Raw genomic sequence first — 15585 nt, forward strand, 5'->3', positions numbered from 1 at the left:
TTACTCGAAGAAGACCTGCCACAGCAGATGGCGGAAAATCGGCATCATCGGATGGAACTGAATGCCGACGAAGGCGGCGATGGCGAGCGCCAGCCCCAGCGGTCCCAGCCAGCGCAGCCGTTCCGGCGGCAGATACGCAGTCGCCCAGTCCTGACTCCTGCCACTGCGCCACCAGCGCCAGCCCAGCCAGCCACCCAGCCACACCACAATCGCGGCCGCCAGCAGCAGCCACTTAAAGTTGCCGCCCTGCGCCGCCTCGGGAACATCCACCGCCACGCCCGCCAGGATGCCGGGCAGCAGATAGAGCGGTGGCCACAGCAGGCAGCCAATCAGATTAGGCGGCAGGAATTTACGTACCGGCAGCTCCAGCATCCCCGCGGCCAGCGGGATCAGCGGACGCGTCGGCCCGACAAAGCGCCCGACCAGAATGGTAAACATGCTGTGCTGATGCAGCGCGTGTTCGGTTTTATCCAGCAGACCTTTGTACTTTTGCAGATACTTCCAGCGATGCAGCGGCCCCTGAAATTTCCAGCCGATCCCGTAGGAAACCCAGTCGCCAATCAGGCAACCGACAAAACCCGCCGCCCAGGCCGGATAAAGACCAATCTGTCCGCTCCCCACCAGCGCGCCCAGACTCGCCATCAGCACGGTACCCGGCAGCAACAGCCCGACCAGCGCCAGCGATTCCAGAAAGGTGACCAACGCCACCGCAAACAGCGCCCACTCCAGCGACTGCGTAAACAGGTGTTGAACCCAGGCTTCCATAAACTTCCTTAGAAAAAGCAGAAGGCTGGATTGTCCAGAGCCAGCTACACAGCGTCAAGGCAAGAATTGTAGGACAATGTTGACAAAACCCAGCGGCGGAACTGTATAAATATCCATGTTATACTGAGCGGGTTTTCTCACCGATCAAAAATCCTGAGTCTGGAGACGATGTGAATAGGCCCCGCGCAGGTTTTCTGCTTACCCGCCACTGGCGCGATACGCCGCAAGGCAGCGAAATTATCCTCTGGCTCGCTACCGATCAGGGTGCGCAGCGCGTGGTGCTGCCGGTTCAGGAGTCAGTAGCGTTTATTCCGCGTGAGTTTCAGTCTCAGGTCAGCGAGCTGCTGAAGGATGAGCGTCAGCTGCGCATCCAGCCGCTCGAACTGAAAGATTTTCGCCAGCGCCCGGTGTTCGGGCTCTATTGCCGACAGAATCGCCAGCTGCAGCAGATCGAAAAGCGGCTGCGCGAACAGGGGATTCCGGTCTATGAAGCGGATATCCGCCCGCCGGAACGCTATCTGATGGAGCGTTTTATTACCGCACCGGTCTGGTTTGATGGCGAAGCCCGGGGCGACAGCGTGGTGAACGCCCGACTGAAGCCGCATCCCGACTATCGGCCCCCGCTCAAATGGGTCTCACTGGATATTGAAACCACCCAGCACGGTGAGCTTTATTGTATCGGGCTGGAGGGTTGCGGCCAGCGCCAGGTCTACATGCTCGGTCCGGCAAACGGCGATGCCAGCGCACTCGATTTTGAACTGATCTACCTTGATACCCGACCGCAACTGATTGAAGCACTCAACCAGTGGTTCGCTGAGCACGATCCCGACGTGATTATCGGCTGGAACGTGGTGCAGTTTGACCTGCGGGTATTGCAGAAACACGCCGATCGCTACGCGATTCCGCTGCGGCTGGGTCGTCAGAACAGCGCGCTGGAGTGGCGTGAGCATGGCTTCAAGCCCGGCGTGTTTTTCGCCCAGGCCAGCGGCCGGCTGATCATTGACGGTATTGACGCGCTGAAATCCGCTTTCTGGGATTTCCCGTCATTCAGCCTGGAATCGGTGTCGCAGCAGTTACTGGGCGAAGGCAAGGCGATCGATAACCCGTGGCAGCGCATGGAGGAGATCAACTGGCGCTTCGCCAACGATAAACCAGCGCTGGCGCGCTATAACCTGAAAGATTGTGAACTGGTGACGCGCATTTTCCACAAAACGGCGATCATGCCGTTTTTGCTGGAACGGGCAGCGGTGAACGGCCTGGCGGTGGATCGCCACGGTGGTTCGGTCGCCGCGTTCGGTCATCTTTATATTCCGCGTATGCATCGGGTCGGCTTTGTCGCGCCGAACCTCGGCGATGTGGCGCCGGAAGCCAGCCCTGGCGGCTACGTAATGGATTCGCGGCCAGGCCTCTACGACTCGGTGCTGGTGCTGGATTACAAAAGCCTCTATCCGTCGATTATCCGTACCTTCCTGATCGATCCGGTTGGGCTGGTGGAAGGGCTGGCGCACCCTGATGATGCTGATTCGGTGGAAGGCTTTCGCGAGGCGCGCTTTTCACGTCATACCCACTGCCTGCCCGCTATCGTCGAACAGATCTGGCTGGGCCGCGAAGCCGCCAAAAAGCAGGGCAACCAGCCGCTGTCGCAGGCGCTGAAGATTATCATGAACGCCTTTTATGGCGTGCTCGGCACCAGCGCCTGTCGCTTTTTCGATCCGCGCCTCGCCTCCTCGATTACGATGCGTGGTCACGCCATTATGCAGCAGACCCGCACGCTGATTGAGGCGGAAGGCTACGATGTGATTTATGGCGATACCGATTCGACCTTTGTCTGGCTGAAATCGGCCCACAATGAACAGGATGCGGCCGCGATTGGTCAGCAGCTGACACAAAAAGTGAACGCCTGGTGGCGTGACCATCTGCAGCAGACCCAGGGCCTGACCAGCGCGCTGGAGCTGGAGTATGAAAATCACTTCTGCCGTTTTCTGATGCCCACCATCCGTGGCGCTGAACAGGGCAGTAAAAAACGCTATGCCGGCCTGATCCGTGAAGCGGCGGGCGAACGCATGGTGTTTAAAGGGCTGGAGTCGGTACGCACCGACTGGACGCCGCTGGCACAGCAGTTTCAGCAGCAGCTCTACAGCCGGATTTTCCATCGTGAGCCGTGGCAGGACTATATCCGTGCTACCGTGGCGCAGTTGCTGGCCGGTGAACTCGACGATCAGCTGATTTATAAAAAACGTCTGCGCCGTCCGCTGAAAGAGTATGAAAAAAATGTGCCGCCGCACGTCCGCGCCGCCCGGCTGGCGGATGAGCAGAATCGCAAATTAAACCGGCCGTTGCAGTACCAGAATGGCGGCCGGATTCGTTACGTGATGGCGACGGCCGGCCCGGAGCCACTGGAGGCGCGTACCACGCCACTGGATTACGATCACTACGTCAGTAAGCAGTTACAACCGGTCGCCGACGGGATTTTACCTTTCGTCGGAGGGGACTTTGCTACACTGATTACCGGGCAGTTGGGTCTTTTTTGACAGGTGACGAATGCCCTGCCATCCAGTACCATAGCGCCCTTCCTGATACTCACCGCGCTAAGAGAGACTCTCCAGACCTGTTCGTTTGGATGAAATCCTATTGCCTGAGTATCCGGGAACACCTCTAAAAACGTTAAAATTCGAGCTAAAAATATATGGTTTTTACATTAGGTCAGCGCTGGATTAGTGATACGGAAAGTGAACTGGGACTGGGCACGGTGGTGGCGGTTGATACCCGCATGATCACCCTGCTGTTCCCGGCCACCGGGGAAAACCGCCTCTACGCCCGCAACGATTCGCCTGTTACCCGCGTCATCTTCAATCCGGGTGACACCATCACCAGCCATGAAGGCTGGCAGATGCGAGTCGATGAAGTACGCAACGAAAATGACCTGATGACCTATATCGGCACCCGTCTTGATACCGACGAAAGCGACGTGATGCTGCGCGAAGTGATGCTCGACAGTAAGCTGGTCTTCAGCAAGCCGCAGGATCGTCTGTTCGCCGGCCAGCTCGACCGGATGGACCGCTTCGCCCTGCGCTTCCGCGCCCGCAAATATCAGAGTGAGCAATATCGTCTGCCGATCAGCGGTTTGCGTGGCATGCGCACCAACCTGATTCCGCATCAGCTGCATATCGCCCACGATGTGGGCCGTCGCCACGCGCCACGCGTGCTGCTGGCGGATGAAGTCGGACTGGGTAAAACCATTGAAGCCGGGATGATCATCCAGCAGCAGCTGCTGGCCGGACGCGCCGACCGGGTATTAATCGTGGTGCCGGAAACCCTGCAGCATCAGTGGCTGGTTGAGATGCTGCGTCGTTTCAACCTGCGCTTTGCACTGTTTGATGACGATCGCTATACCGAAGCCCAGCACGACAGCGATAATCCGTTTGAAACCGAACAGTTAATTATCTGTTCGCTCGACTTTGTGCGCCGCAACAAGCAGCGTCTTGAACTGCTGGCCGATGCCGAATGGGATCTGCTGGTGGTCGATGAAGCGCACCATCTGGCGTGGTCGGAAGGCGCACCGAGCCGCGAATATCAGGTAATTGAGCAGCTGGCGGAAAAAACCGCTGGCGTCCTGCTGTTAACCGCCACGCCGGAACAGCTGGGCATGGAGAGCCACTTTGCCCGTCTGCGCCTGCTTGACCCCAATCGCTTTCACGACTTTGCCGCTTTTGTTGAAGAGCAGCAGCATTTCCGGCCGATTGCCGATGCGGTGACCGCGTTGCTGGCGGATCAGCCGGTCTCGCAGCAGGAGATGAACCGGATCAACGATCTGGTCGGCGAGCAGGATATTGAGCCGCTGCTGCAGGTCGCCAACAGCGATCGTGACGGCAAACAGGAGGCGCGCCAGGAGCTGATCTCGATGCTGATGGATCGCCACGGCACCAGCCGCGTGCTGTTCCGTAACACCCGTAACGGCGTCAAAGGGTTCCCGAAACGCGAACTGCACCAGATTCGTCTGCCGCTGCCAGCGCAGTATCAGACCGCGATTAAAGTCTCCGGCATTATGGGCGCCCGTAAAAGCGCAGAAGAACGCGCGCGTGACCTGCTCTATCCGGAACAGATTTATCAGGAATTTGAAGGCGACAGCGGCACCTGGTGGAACTTCGATCCGCGCGTGGAGTGGCTGATGGGTTACCTCACCAGCAACCGTAAAGAGAAAGTGCTGGTGATCTGCGCCAAGGCCGCCACGGCGCTGCAACTGGAGCAGGTATTGCGTGAGCGCGAAGGTATCCGGGCGGCGGTGTTCCATGAGGGTCTGTCGATCATCGAACGTGACCGTGCTGCGGCGTGGTTTGCTTCGGAAGAGAACGGCGCGCAGGTGCTGCTCTGCTCAGAAATCGGTTCAGAAGGCCGTAACTTCCAGTTCGCCAGCCGTCTGGTAATGTTCGATCTGCCGTTTAACCCGGATCTGCTTGAGCAGCGTATCGGTCGTCTCGATCGTATTGGTCAGGCGCACGATATCCAGATCCTGGTGCCGTGGCTGGAGAAGACCGCACAGGCGGTGTTACTGCGCTGGTATCACGAAGGGCTGGATGCGTTTGAACATACCTGCCCGACCGGCCGCACCATTTATGACAGCGTGCATTCGCAGCTGATCGACTATCTGGCGGCACCGGAAAACAGTGACGGCTTCGATGCCTTTATCACTGACTGCCGTAAGCAGCATGATGCGCTAAAACTGCAGCTGGAACAGGGACGCGATCGCCTGCTGGAGCTGAACTCCAACGGCGGCGACGCGGCTCAGGCGCTGGCGAATGCGATCGCTGATCAGGACGATGATACCGGCCTGGTGAACTTCGCGCTTAACCTGTTTGATATTGTGGGTATCAATCAGGAAGATCGCAGCGATAACCTGATCGTGCTGACACCATCCGATCATATGCTGGTGCCCGACTTCCCTGGCCTGCCGGAAGATGGCTGTACCATCACCTTTAACCGCGAACAGGCGCTGTCACGCGAAGATACCCAGTTCATTACCTGGGAACATCCGCTGATCCGCAATGGTCTGGATCTGATCCTGTCGGGTGATACCGGCAGCAGCGCCATCTCGCTGCTGAAGAACAAGGCGCTGCCGGTCGGTACGCTGCTGGTCGAGCTGATCTACGTGGTCGAAGCGCAGGCACCGAAGCATCTGCAGCTGACCCGCTTCCTGCCGCCGACGCCAATCCGTCTGCTGCTGGATCGTAACGGTACCAACCTGGCGGGCAAGGTGGAGTTTGAAAGTTTCAACCGTCAGCTGAATGCCGTTAACCGCCATACCGGCAGTAAGCTGGTCAACGCGGTACAGCAGGATGTCCACGCCATTCTGACCCAGGGCGAAGAGAAGGTAGTCAGCGAAGCGCGTGCGGTGATTGATGCTGCCCGCGCAGAAGCGAACGAGAAGCTGGGTGCGGAACTCTCCCGCCTGGAAGCGCTGAAAGCGGTCAACCCGAACATTCGTGAAGATGAAATCGAGGCGCTGGAAAGTAACCGTCAGCAGGTGCTGGAAAGCCTCGATGAGGCTAACTGGCGTCTCGACGCGCTGCGCCTGATTGTGGTGACTCACCAGTAAGCTCAGGGGCCGCATGGCCCCTTATTTTTGGAAAGATGCATGGAACCCTACAATCCACCGCGTGAACCCTGGCTGCACATCCTCTATCAGGATGCGCACATCATGGTGGTGAACAAGCCCAGCGGCCTGCTCTCAGTACCGGGCCGGCTGGACGAACATAAAGATAGCGTGATGACGCGGATCCAGCGTGATTACCCGCAGGCAGAGTCGGTACACCGGCTGGATATGGCCACCAGCGGCGTGATTGTGGTGGCGCTGACCAAAGCGGCAGAGCGCGAGCTGAAACGGCAGTTTCGGGAGCGTGAGCCGGCTAAGCGCTATGTCGCCTGCGTCTGGGGCCATCCGGCAGAGGAGAAGGGGCTGATTGATCTGCCGCTGATTTGCGACTGGCCCAACCGACCGAAGCAGAAAGTCTGCTTTGAGACCGGCAAAGCCGCACAGACTGAATATCAGGTGCTGGAGTATCGCGCCGATAACAGCGCACGCGTGTCGCTGAAACCCATTACCGGCCGGTCACATCAGCTGCGGGTACACTTGCTGGCGCTGGGGCATCCGATTCTGGGCGATAACTTTTATGCGCATCCGGAGGCCAAAGCGATGGCACCCCGTCTGTTGCTGCATGCGGAGTCCCTGACCATTACCCATCCCGCTTTCGGTAACCTCATGACCTTCCGCCAGCCCGCCGACTTTTAATCACCGGCCGGGCAGCCCGTGACGTCGGGAAAGACGTCACGGCAACAGCGCGATTATTTAAACCCTTTCTCTTTGCGGATCAGGTCGTAAGCCGCCTGAATTTCCTGCGCTTTCTGCTTCGCCATCTCCATCATCTCTGGCGGCAGCCCTTTGGCCACCAGCTTATCGGGATGGTGCTCCGTCATCAGCTTGCGGTAGGCGCGTTTGATGGTGGTGGCATCATCGCTGCTCTTTACGCCCAGCACGCTACAGGCATCTTCCAGCGTCGGTCCGCGTTGCGCCTGCTGGAAGCCACCGGCTGAACGCTGACCGCCGCCGAATTGCTGCCCGCCTTCCATCATCCGCAGGAACTGATCGAACTGACCGCGCGATATTCCCAGCTCTTCCGCAATCACGTAGAGCACCTGACGCTCATTAGGATGCAGTGAACCGTCCGCGAAGGCGGCCTGAATCTGAATCTCAAGAAACATCCGAATCAGGTCAAAGCGTCCGAAACAAGCGCTGCGCAGTTCGCGTAGCTTGCTGCGTAATGGATAATCGGCCTGCTTGCCTTCGCGGAACGCGCGCTGTGCCGCCGTACGCGATTCGCCGTGCAGTTGCATCCGCTCCATTAATAGCGAAGCAATCTGGATATCCGCTTCGGTGACGCGCCCTTTTGACTTGGTCAGATGGCCCATCACCTGAAAGGTGGTGCTGAAAAACAGCGTCTGTCGGGTTTGATTATTCGAGAAGTAAGCCTTGCCTTGTGCGCCGCGAACTTTGTCAATCATATGGCCAATGATCAAACCGATCACAATACCCCAAAAGCCTGCACCGGAAAGTAATCCCACCGCCAGACCCACAACTTTTCCCCAGTAGCGCATAAACTCCTCAATTCGCCATGCTTGCGGCTGAAAATTGCATTATCATACCTGTCATTTATCTCAGCGCCTAACGGCAACGCGGACAGAAAAGGATTAACGCTGGCACAACGCCGGGCAGTAAGTTAGTCTCTGACCCGATTGTCGGCATGATGCCAGTTTTCATGGAATTCTCGATACCGCGTATGAAAAAACATATACCTACCCTGCTGGCCACTCTGATCGGCTCAGCCATTAGCCAGCAAGCCTTTGCCGACGATTTGATGTCGCAGTGTATGTTAGGCGTGCCGAGTTATAACCGCCCGCTGGTAAGTGGCGACACTAACCAGCTGCCGGTGACCATTCACTCCGACGCCGCAAAGGGGAATTACCCCAATGATGCGGTTTTCACCGGCAATGTGAATATTGAACAGGGCAACAGCCGGATGCAGGCGGATGAAGTACAACTTCATCAGCGTCAGCAGGAGGGCCAGACCACGCCGGTTCGTACCGTCGATGCCCTCGGTAATGTGCACTACGACGACAATCAGGTCATCCTGAAAGGTCCGAAAGCCTGGTCAAACCTCAACAGCAAAGACACCAACGTCTGGAATGGCGACTACCAGATGGTGGATCGTCAGGGGCGCGGCACCGCTGACCAGATGAAGCTGCGCGGCAATAACCGCTATACCATTCTGGAAAACGGCAGCTTCACCTCCTGTCTGCCAGGTTCCAACAGCTGGAGCGTGGTGGGCTCGGAAGTCATTCAGGACCGTGAAGAGGAAGTGGCGGAGATCTGGAACGCCCGCTTTAAGCTCGGCTCGGTACCGGTGTTCTACAGTCCCTATCTGCAGTTACCGATCGGCGATCGCCGCCGCTCCGGTTTCCTGATCCCAAATGCAAAATATGGCAGCAACAACGGCTTTGAATTTGTGCTGCCCTATTACTGGAACATCGCGCCGCAGGCCGATGCCACCATCACGCCGCACTACATGAGTAAGCGCGGCATGCAGTTTGAAAACGAATTTCGTTATCTGACTGTGGCTGGTGCAGGTCTGGTGGAGTTCGACTATCTGGGCTCGGACAAACAGTACGATAACGACAAAGCGGTGCGCGGCATCGCCGAGGACGACAGTTCTGACCGCTGGTTATTCTACTGGCGTCACGCCGGTGTCTACGACAAGAACTGGCGTTTCAGCGCCGACTACACCAAGGTCAGCGACCAGTACTACTTCAACGATCTCGACTCGAAGTACTACAGCTCGACCGACAACTACGCTACGCAGAAATTCAGTATCGGCTACGCTGACACCAACTGGGATGCCACGCTCTCGACCAAAGACTTCCAGGTCTTTGGCGATACCAGCAGCAGCAATGTCTACCGTGCGATGCCGCAGCTGGACCTCAATTTCTATCAGAACGATATCGGTCCGTTTGATGGCCGTATCTACGCCCAGGCGGTGAAGTTCACTAACGTCAGCGATCGCTATCCTGAAGCGACCCGTTTACACATTGAACCAACCCTGAACCTGCCGCTCTCTAACGGCTGGGCCAGTCTGGATACCGAAGCGAAGCTGCTGGCGACCCACTATCAGCAAACGGATGTCGATTTCTACAACAACAATTACGCCAACGTAAATGGTAAGAGCGGCACGCTCGATGAGTCCGTCAACCGTACCCTGCCGCAGTTTAAAGTAGATGGCCGGATGGTGTTTGACCGCGACATGAGCTCGGCGGCAGGCTATACCCAGACGCTGGAACCGCGGGTGCAGTATCTCTATATCCCCTATCGCGACCAGAGCAATATCTATCCTTACGACTCGACCCAGCTGCAAACCGACTATACCGGTCTGTTCCGCGACCGTACCTATAGCGGCCTGGATCGCATCGCGTCGGCCAACGAAGTGGCGACCGGCGTCACCTCACGTATTTATGATAACGATCTGGTTGAACGTTTTAACGTTTCCGTGGGTCAAATCTACTCGTTTACCCCTTCACGCACTGGCGTTAATCAGACCAGTGAAGAAGATGATACCGGCAGCCTGATCTGGGCTGGCGATACATACTGGAAAGTAAGCGATCGTTGGGGCGTTCGGGGTGGGATTCAGTATGATACCAAACTCGATAACGTCTCCCAGGGAAATGCGGTGCTGGAATACCGTCGTGATGCCGATCGTATGGTGCAGCTGAGCTACCGCTACAGCAGCCCGGAATACGTGGCGACCGCACTGAATGACAGTACGCTGGTGAATAACCCGATCTACAAAAACGGGATTTCTCAGGTCGGCACCACGGCCAGCTGGCCGATTGCGGATGCATGGTCTGTCGTAGGCGCTTACTACTACGATACCCGCAACACGCGTCCGGCATCGCAACTGGTTGGCCTGCAATACAGCTCATGCTGTTACGCCATTCGCCTGGGCTACGAGCGCAAAATTAACGGTTGGGAAAATGACGACAGTAAGTATGACAACCAAATCTCATTCAACATTGAGTTGCGTGGTCTGAGTTCCAACTATGGCTTAGGCACCAACCAAATGCTGCGTCAGGGCATCATTCCTTACCAGCGCGCTTTCTGATGTTGTGATGTTTGACAGGCAATCCCGCAGTGCGGAACCAACAATGGATAAAGTATGAAGAACTGGAGAATGCTGATTCTTGGTGTGGCGATCAGTGCCAACACCGCGTTCGCAGCACCACAAGTGGTTGATAAAGTTGCAGCCGTGGTCAATAACGGCGTGGTGCTTGAGAGCGACGTTGACGGAATGATGAGCACCGTCAAATCTCAGGCCCAGCAGGCAGGTCAGCAGTTGCCAGATGACAAAACGTTGCGCCACCAGATTCTGGAACGTCAGATCATGGATAACATTATTCTGCAGATGGGCGAAAAAGCGGGCGTTGAGATCAGCGACCAGCAGCTGGATCAGGCGATTCAGAACATCGCTGCGCAGAACCGCATGAGCCTCGATCAGCTGCGTAGCCGCCTGGCTTACGACGGCATGAACTACGGCACTTACCGTTCGCAGATCCGTAAAGAGATGTTGATTGCGGAAGTGCGTAATAACGAAGTGCGCCGTCGCGTCACCATTCTGCCGCAGGAAGTGGATACGCTTGCCACCCAGATCGGCTCTCAGAACAGCCAGGGCACCGAGCTGAACGTCAGCCACATCCTGCTGCCGCTGCCAGAAAACCCGACCCAACAGCAGGTCGATGAGCAGGAAACCCTGGCGAAACAGCTGGTGGGTGAACTGAAAAACGGCGCTGACTTCGGCAAAATGGCGGTCACCTACTCAGCTGACTCGCAGGCGCTGAAAGGCGGCAACATGGGCTGGGGCAAAATTGAAGAGTTACCAACGCTGTTTGCACAGGCGCTGGCAACCGCGAAAAAAGGCGATATCGTCGGTCCGGTTCGTTCCGGTGTCGGTTTCCACATTCTGAAGGTGAACGATCTGCGCGGTGAGAGCAAAAATGTCTCGGTGACCGAAGTGCATTCGCGTCACATTCTGCTGAAGCCGTCGCCGATTCTCACTGACGATCAGGCGCGTGCTCAGTTAGAGCAGATTGCCGCCGATATCCGCAGCGGAAAAACCACCTTCGCGGCCGCCGCTAAAAAGTTCTCTGACGATCCCGGCTCGGCCAACCAGGGCGGCGATCTCGGCTGGACCTCACCGGAAGCCTTTGATCCGGCGTTCCGTGATGCGCTGCTGCGCCTGCAAAAAGGCCAGACCAGCCAGCCGGTTCACTCCTCTTTCGGCTGGCATTTAATTCAGCTGCTGGATACCCGTCAGGTGGATAAAACCGATGCGGCCCAGAAAGAGCGTGCTTACCGTATGCTGTTCAACCGCAAGTTTGCAGAAGAAGCACAGACCTGGATGCAGGAACAACGCGCCAGTGCCTACGTGAAGATTCTGGATGGCAATGCGCAGTAATGCCCGTGTGGTGATCACGCCCGGCGAACCTGCCGGGATTGGTCCCGATTTGACGGTGCAACTGGCCCAGCAAAACTGGCCGGTTGAACTGGTGGTGTGCGCCTCACCGGCTTTATTGCAACAGCGTGCGGCGCAGCTCGGTCTGCCGCTGACGCTGCGGAATTACCAGCCTGGCGTGGCGGCACAGCCGCAGCAGGCGGGTACGCTGACCATCCTGCCGATTGAAACCGCACAGCCAGTATCGCCTGGTGAGCTTTGCGTGGCCAACAGCGACTATGTGTTGTCCACGCTGGCGCGCGCCTGTGACGGTTGTCTGAGCGGTGAATTTGCCGCTCTGATCACCGGCCCGGTACACAAAGGCGTGATCAACGATGCCGGTATCGCCTTCACCGGTCATACCGAGTTCTTTGCCGATCGCGCCGGTGGCCATCGGGTAGTGATGATGCTGGCGACAGAAGAGTTACGCGTTGCGCTGGCCACCACCCATCTGCCGCTGAAAGCGGTCTCCGACGCGGTCACGCGGGAGTGCCTGCACGAAGTCATTACCATTCTGCATCACGACCTGCAGCAGAAATTCGCCATCGCCGAGCCGCACATTTACGTCTGCGGCCTTAACCCGCATGCGGGTGAAAGCGGCCACATGGGTCGCGAAGAGATCGACGTTATAATCCCGGCATTGAACGAACTGCGTCAGCAGGGCATTCAGCTCACCGGCCCGCTGCCGGCGGATACGCTGTTCCAGCCCAAATATCTGCAATATGCCGATGCGGTGCTGGCGATGTATCACGACCAGGGCCTGCCGGTGCTAAAATTTCAGGGGTTTGGCCGGGCGGTAAATATTACCCTTGGCCTGCCCTTTATCCGGACTTCAGTTGACCACGGTACCGCGCTTGAACTTGCCGGGCTGGGCCAGGCTGAACCGGGCAGCTTCATCACGGCGCTTAACCTCGCCATCACTATGATCAAGAGCAGTAATGAATAATCGCGTCCATCAGGGGCACTACGCCCGTAAACGTTTCGGGCAGAACTTCCTGAACGATCAGTACATTATCGACAGCATTGTCTCCGCTATCCATCCGCAGCGCGATGAAGCGCTGGTGGAGATCGGTCCTGGCCTGGGTGCCTTAACCGAGCCGGTGGGCGAACGCCTCGACAGCTTAACGGTGGTGGAACTGGACCGCGATCTCGCTGCGCGCCTGCAAACCCATCCGTTCCTCGGACCGAAGCTGACCATTTTCCAGCAGGATGCCATGACCTTCGACTTCGCCGCGCTGGCGCAGGAAAGAGGCCAGCCGCTGCGTGTGTTTGGTAACCTGCCGTACAATATTTCGACCCCGCTGATGTTTCACCTTTTCAGCTATACTGGTTCGATCAAAGACATGCACTTCATGCTGCAGAAAGAGGTGGTCAACCGTCTGGTGGCCGGTCCGGGCAGCAAAGCGTATGGCCGTCTGACGGTGATGGCGCAATATTACTGCCAGGTGATCCCGGTGCTGGAAGTGCCACCGCACTCCTTCACCCCGCCGCCGAAAGTGGACTCTGCCGTGGTACGTCTGGTGCCGTTTGCCGAGCCGCCGCATCCGGTCAGCGACGTGCGTATCCTGAGCCGCGTGACCACTGAAGCCTTTGGTCAGCGTCGTAAAACCCTGCGCAACAGCCTGAGCCATATGGTCGCGGCCGGAGCGCTGGAAGCGTTGTCGATTGATCCAACCCTGCGGGCCGAGAACGTCTCGGTTGCGCAATATTGTCAGCTGGCAAACTGGCTGGCGGACCATCAGGGAAAATCGCAGGAGTAAGTGATGAGTGAAACGGCCCGCGTCTCGGTTCATGTGCAAAGCCAGTACGTTGCTTCGCAATCCTCACCGGATGACGAACGTTACGTCTTCGCCTATACCATTACCATTCGCAACCTCGGCCGTTCATCGGTGCAACTGCTGGGACGTTACTGGCTGATTACCAACGGTAACGGCCGGGAAACTGAAGTTCAGGGCGAAGGCGTGGTGGGTGAACAGCCGCACATCGCCGCCGGTAATGAATTTCAATACACCAGTGGTGCCGTGATTGAAACACCGATGGGCACCATGCAGGGACACTACGTGATGGTCGACGAGCAGGGTGAAACCTTTCACGTTGAGATCCCGGTTTTCCGCCTCGCAATTCAGACTCACATTCATTGATTTACACGCCTGTTGCCCGCGTCGTCGGGCAAATTTTCATACTGGATAAAAGTCTATGAGCACATACCTGATTGGTGACGTTCACGGGTGCTACGACGAATTACGTGCGCTGCTGCAGCAGGTCGATTTCGATCCTCAGCAGGATACGCTGTGGCTGACCGGCGACCTGGTGGCACGCGGCCCCGGCTCGCTTGAAGTCCTGCGCTACGTTAAATCGCTGGGTGACGCGGTGCGGCTGGTTCTGGGTAATCACGATCTCCATCTGCTGGCTGTCTATGCCGGCATCAGCCGTAATAAGCCTAAAGATCGTCTGACACCGCTACTGGAAGCAGACGACGCCGACGAGCTGATTAACTGGCTGCGTCGGCAGCCGCTGTTACAGGTCGATGAAGAGCACAAGCTGGTGATGGGTCATGCCGGTATTACGCCACAGTGGGATATCGAAACCGCGAAAAAGTGTGCGCGTGAAGTAGAGTCGGTGCTCGCCAGTGACAGCTATCCGCTGTTCCTGGATGCGATGTATGGCGACATGCCGAACAACTGGAGCGAAGAGCTCACCGGACTGGCCCGCCTGCGCTTCAGTACCAATGCCCTGACCCGCATGCGTTACTGCTTCCCGAATGGTCAGCTGGATATGATCTGTAAGGATGCGCCGGAGTCGGCGCTGCCGCCGTTAAAGCCCTGGTTCAACATTGAGGGACCGGTAGCACGCGACTACACCATTGTGTTCGGTCACTGGGCTTCGCTGGAAGGCAAAGGCACGCCTGCAGGGATTATTGGTCTGGATACGGGCTGCTGCTGGGGCGGCACGCTGACCCTGCTGCACTGGGAAAGTCAGCGCTACTATGTGCAGCCTTCCAATCGCCAGCAACCGCTGCCGGATGAAGTCATTACGCAACAATCCGCAGGTTGATCAGACAAACAAAAACGCCCTGAAAATTCAGGGCGTTTTTTATTGCGCGCGGGCTTAACGGCGGCGATCGAGGATCTCAAAACAGTAGCTGTGTGAGTTCTGCGCATCCGCGTCATGAAACTCGCTGAAGGTCGATTGCCACTCATCGGGCTCATAGTCCGGGAACTGAGTGTCGCCTTCCACTTCCGCATCAATATGGGTCAGATAGAGACGGTCAGCGCGCGGCAGCATCTGCTCATAAATCCGGCCGCCACCAATCACCATCACCTCTTCCGCCTCACCTGCAGCCTCTAACGCCGCCTCCAGCGAGGTGACCCAGGTAACGCCTTCCGTGCTGCCCGGCTTGCTGCTGACCACGATGTTCAGACGGCCCGGCAACGGACGACCAATCGATTCAAAGGTCAGCCGCCCCATAATAACCGGCTTTTTCAGCGTGTTGCGCTTAAACCACGCCAAATCTGCAGGCAGGTCCCACGGCATGGCGTTCTCCATACCAATAATGCGATCTGCTGCTAATGCCGCGATAAGACTAATCATGTTAACCACTCACTGGAAAAAATTGGCGCCATCATACGTAAAGGCGAAACTTTCGTCGATAGCGGGAAAGGTCTATTTGCGTAAAGCTGTTTAGCCACCGCGTTTTCGCGCTGATGCAGAGTTTTTCACCGCACATTGG

12 protein-coding genes are annotated in these 15585 nt (G+C 57.3%); 9 read left to right on the forward strand and 3 right to left on the reverse strand.

Features of this window, described 5'->3' with window-relative positions; all coding sequences use genetic code 11:
* Positions 1-765, reverse strand: coding sequence for a DedA family protein (locus tag LZU96_RS17020; RefSeq protein ID WP_233985322.1), 765 nt, complete (start codon positions 763-765; stop codon positions 1-3).
* 170 nt (positions 766-935) lie between these two features.
* Here LZU96_RS17020 and polB point away from each other — a divergent pair, with 170 nt between their 5' ends.
* From polB to rluA, 3 genes are all read left to right on the forward strand, one after another.
* Entirely contained in the window at positions 936-3296 is a 2361-nt protein-coding gene (polB, locus tag LZU96_RS17025; protein ID WP_233985323.1) for a DNA polymerase II, read from the forward strand.
* Between the two features lie 155 nt (positions 3297-3451).
* Positions 3452-6358: an RNA polymerase-associated protein RapA gene (gene rapA / locus LZU96_RS17030; protein WP_233985324.1), complete on the forward strand. Its 2907-nt coding sequence runs from the start codon at positions 3452-3454 to the stop codon at positions 6356-6358.
* 39 nt (positions 6359-6397) lie between these two features.
* Entirely contained in the window at positions 6398-7051 is a 654-nt protein-coding gene (rluA, locus tag LZU96_RS17035) for a bifunctional tRNA pseudouridine(32) synthase/23S rRNA pseudouridine(746) synthase RluA (RefSeq protein ID WP_233985325.1), read from the forward strand.
* Positions 7052-7104: 53 nt separating this feature from the next.
* On the opposite strand, the gene djlA is transcribed toward rluA, so the two are convergent.
* Positions 7105-7914 (reverse strand): co-chaperone DjlA, encoded by an 810-nt coding sequence (gene djlA / locus LZU96_RS17040; RefSeq protein ID WP_094119243.1) that lies wholly within the window; start codon positions 7912-7914, stop codon positions 7105-7107.
* 182 nt (positions 7915-8096) lie between these two features.
* On the opposite strand from djlA, the gene lptD reads away from it, so the two are divergent.
* The 6 genes from lptD to apaH are packed head-to-tail and all read left to right on the forward strand — an operon-like array spanning position 8097 to position 14909.
* Positions 8097-10469: an LPS assembly protein LptD gene (gene lptD / locus LZU96_RS17045; RefSeq protein WP_233985326.1), complete on the forward strand. Its 2373-nt coding sequence runs from the start codon at positions 8097-8099 to the stop codon at positions 10467-10469.
* Positions 10470-10523: 54 nt separating this feature from the next.
* On the forward strand, positions 10524-11819 hold the full coding sequence (gene surA / locus LZU96_RS17050) for a peptidylprolyl isomerase SurA (RefSeq protein WP_233985327.1): 1296 nt from the start codon (positions 10524-10526) through the stop codon (positions 11817-11819).
* Positions 11809-12801: a 4-hydroxythreonine-4-phosphate dehydrogenase PdxA gene (gene pdxA, locus LZU96_RS17055; protein ID WP_233985328.1), complete on the forward strand. Its 993-nt coding sequence runs from the start codon at positions 11809-11811 to the stop codon at positions 12799-12801. Before surA ends, pdxA begins: the two co-directional genes overlap by 11 nt.
* The gene (gene rsmA, locus LZU96_RS17060; RefSeq protein ID WP_094119241.1) at positions 12794-13615 is read left to right on the forward strand and encodes a 16S rRNA (adenine(1518)-N(6)/adenine(1519)-N(6))-dimethyltransferase RsmA; all 822 of its coding nucleotides are present in this window, start codon (positions 12794-12796) and stop codon (positions 13613-13615) included. The genes pdxA and rsmA overlap by 8 nt, the downstream gene beginning before the upstream one ends.
* A 3-nt stretch (positions 13616-13618) precedes the next feature.
* A complete protein-coding gene (gene apaG, locus LZU96_RS17065; RefSeq protein ID WP_094119240.1) occupies positions 13619-13996 on the forward strand; it encodes a Co2+/Mg2+ efflux protein ApaG in 378 nt (125 codons plus the stop codon).
* A 55-nt stretch (positions 13997-14051) separates the two neighbouring features.
* On the forward strand, positions 14052-14909 hold the full coding sequence (apaH, locus tag LZU96_RS17070) for a bis(5'-nucleosyl)-tetraphosphatase (symmetrical) ApaH (protein WP_233985329.1): 858 nt from the start codon (positions 14052-14054) through the stop codon (positions 14907-14909).
* A gap of 54 nt (positions 14910-14963) precedes the next feature.
* On the opposite strand, the gene folA is transcribed toward apaH, so the two are convergent.
* Positions 14964-15446 carry a type 3 dihydrofolate reductase gene (gene folA, locus LZU96_RS17075; RefSeq protein ID WP_233985330.1) on the reverse strand — a complete coding sequence of 161 codons (483 nt, stop codon included), beginning with the start codon at positions 15444-15446 and terminating at the stop codon, positions 14964-14966.
* Between the last annotated feature and the right edge of the window lie 139 nt (positions 15447-15585).

Origin of the sequence: Pantoea agglomerans (assembly GCF_021397715.1) — a bacterium.
Classification (GTDB): Bacteria; Pseudomonadota; Gammaproteobacteria; order Enterobacterales; family Enterobacteriaceae; genus Pantoea; species Pantoea astica.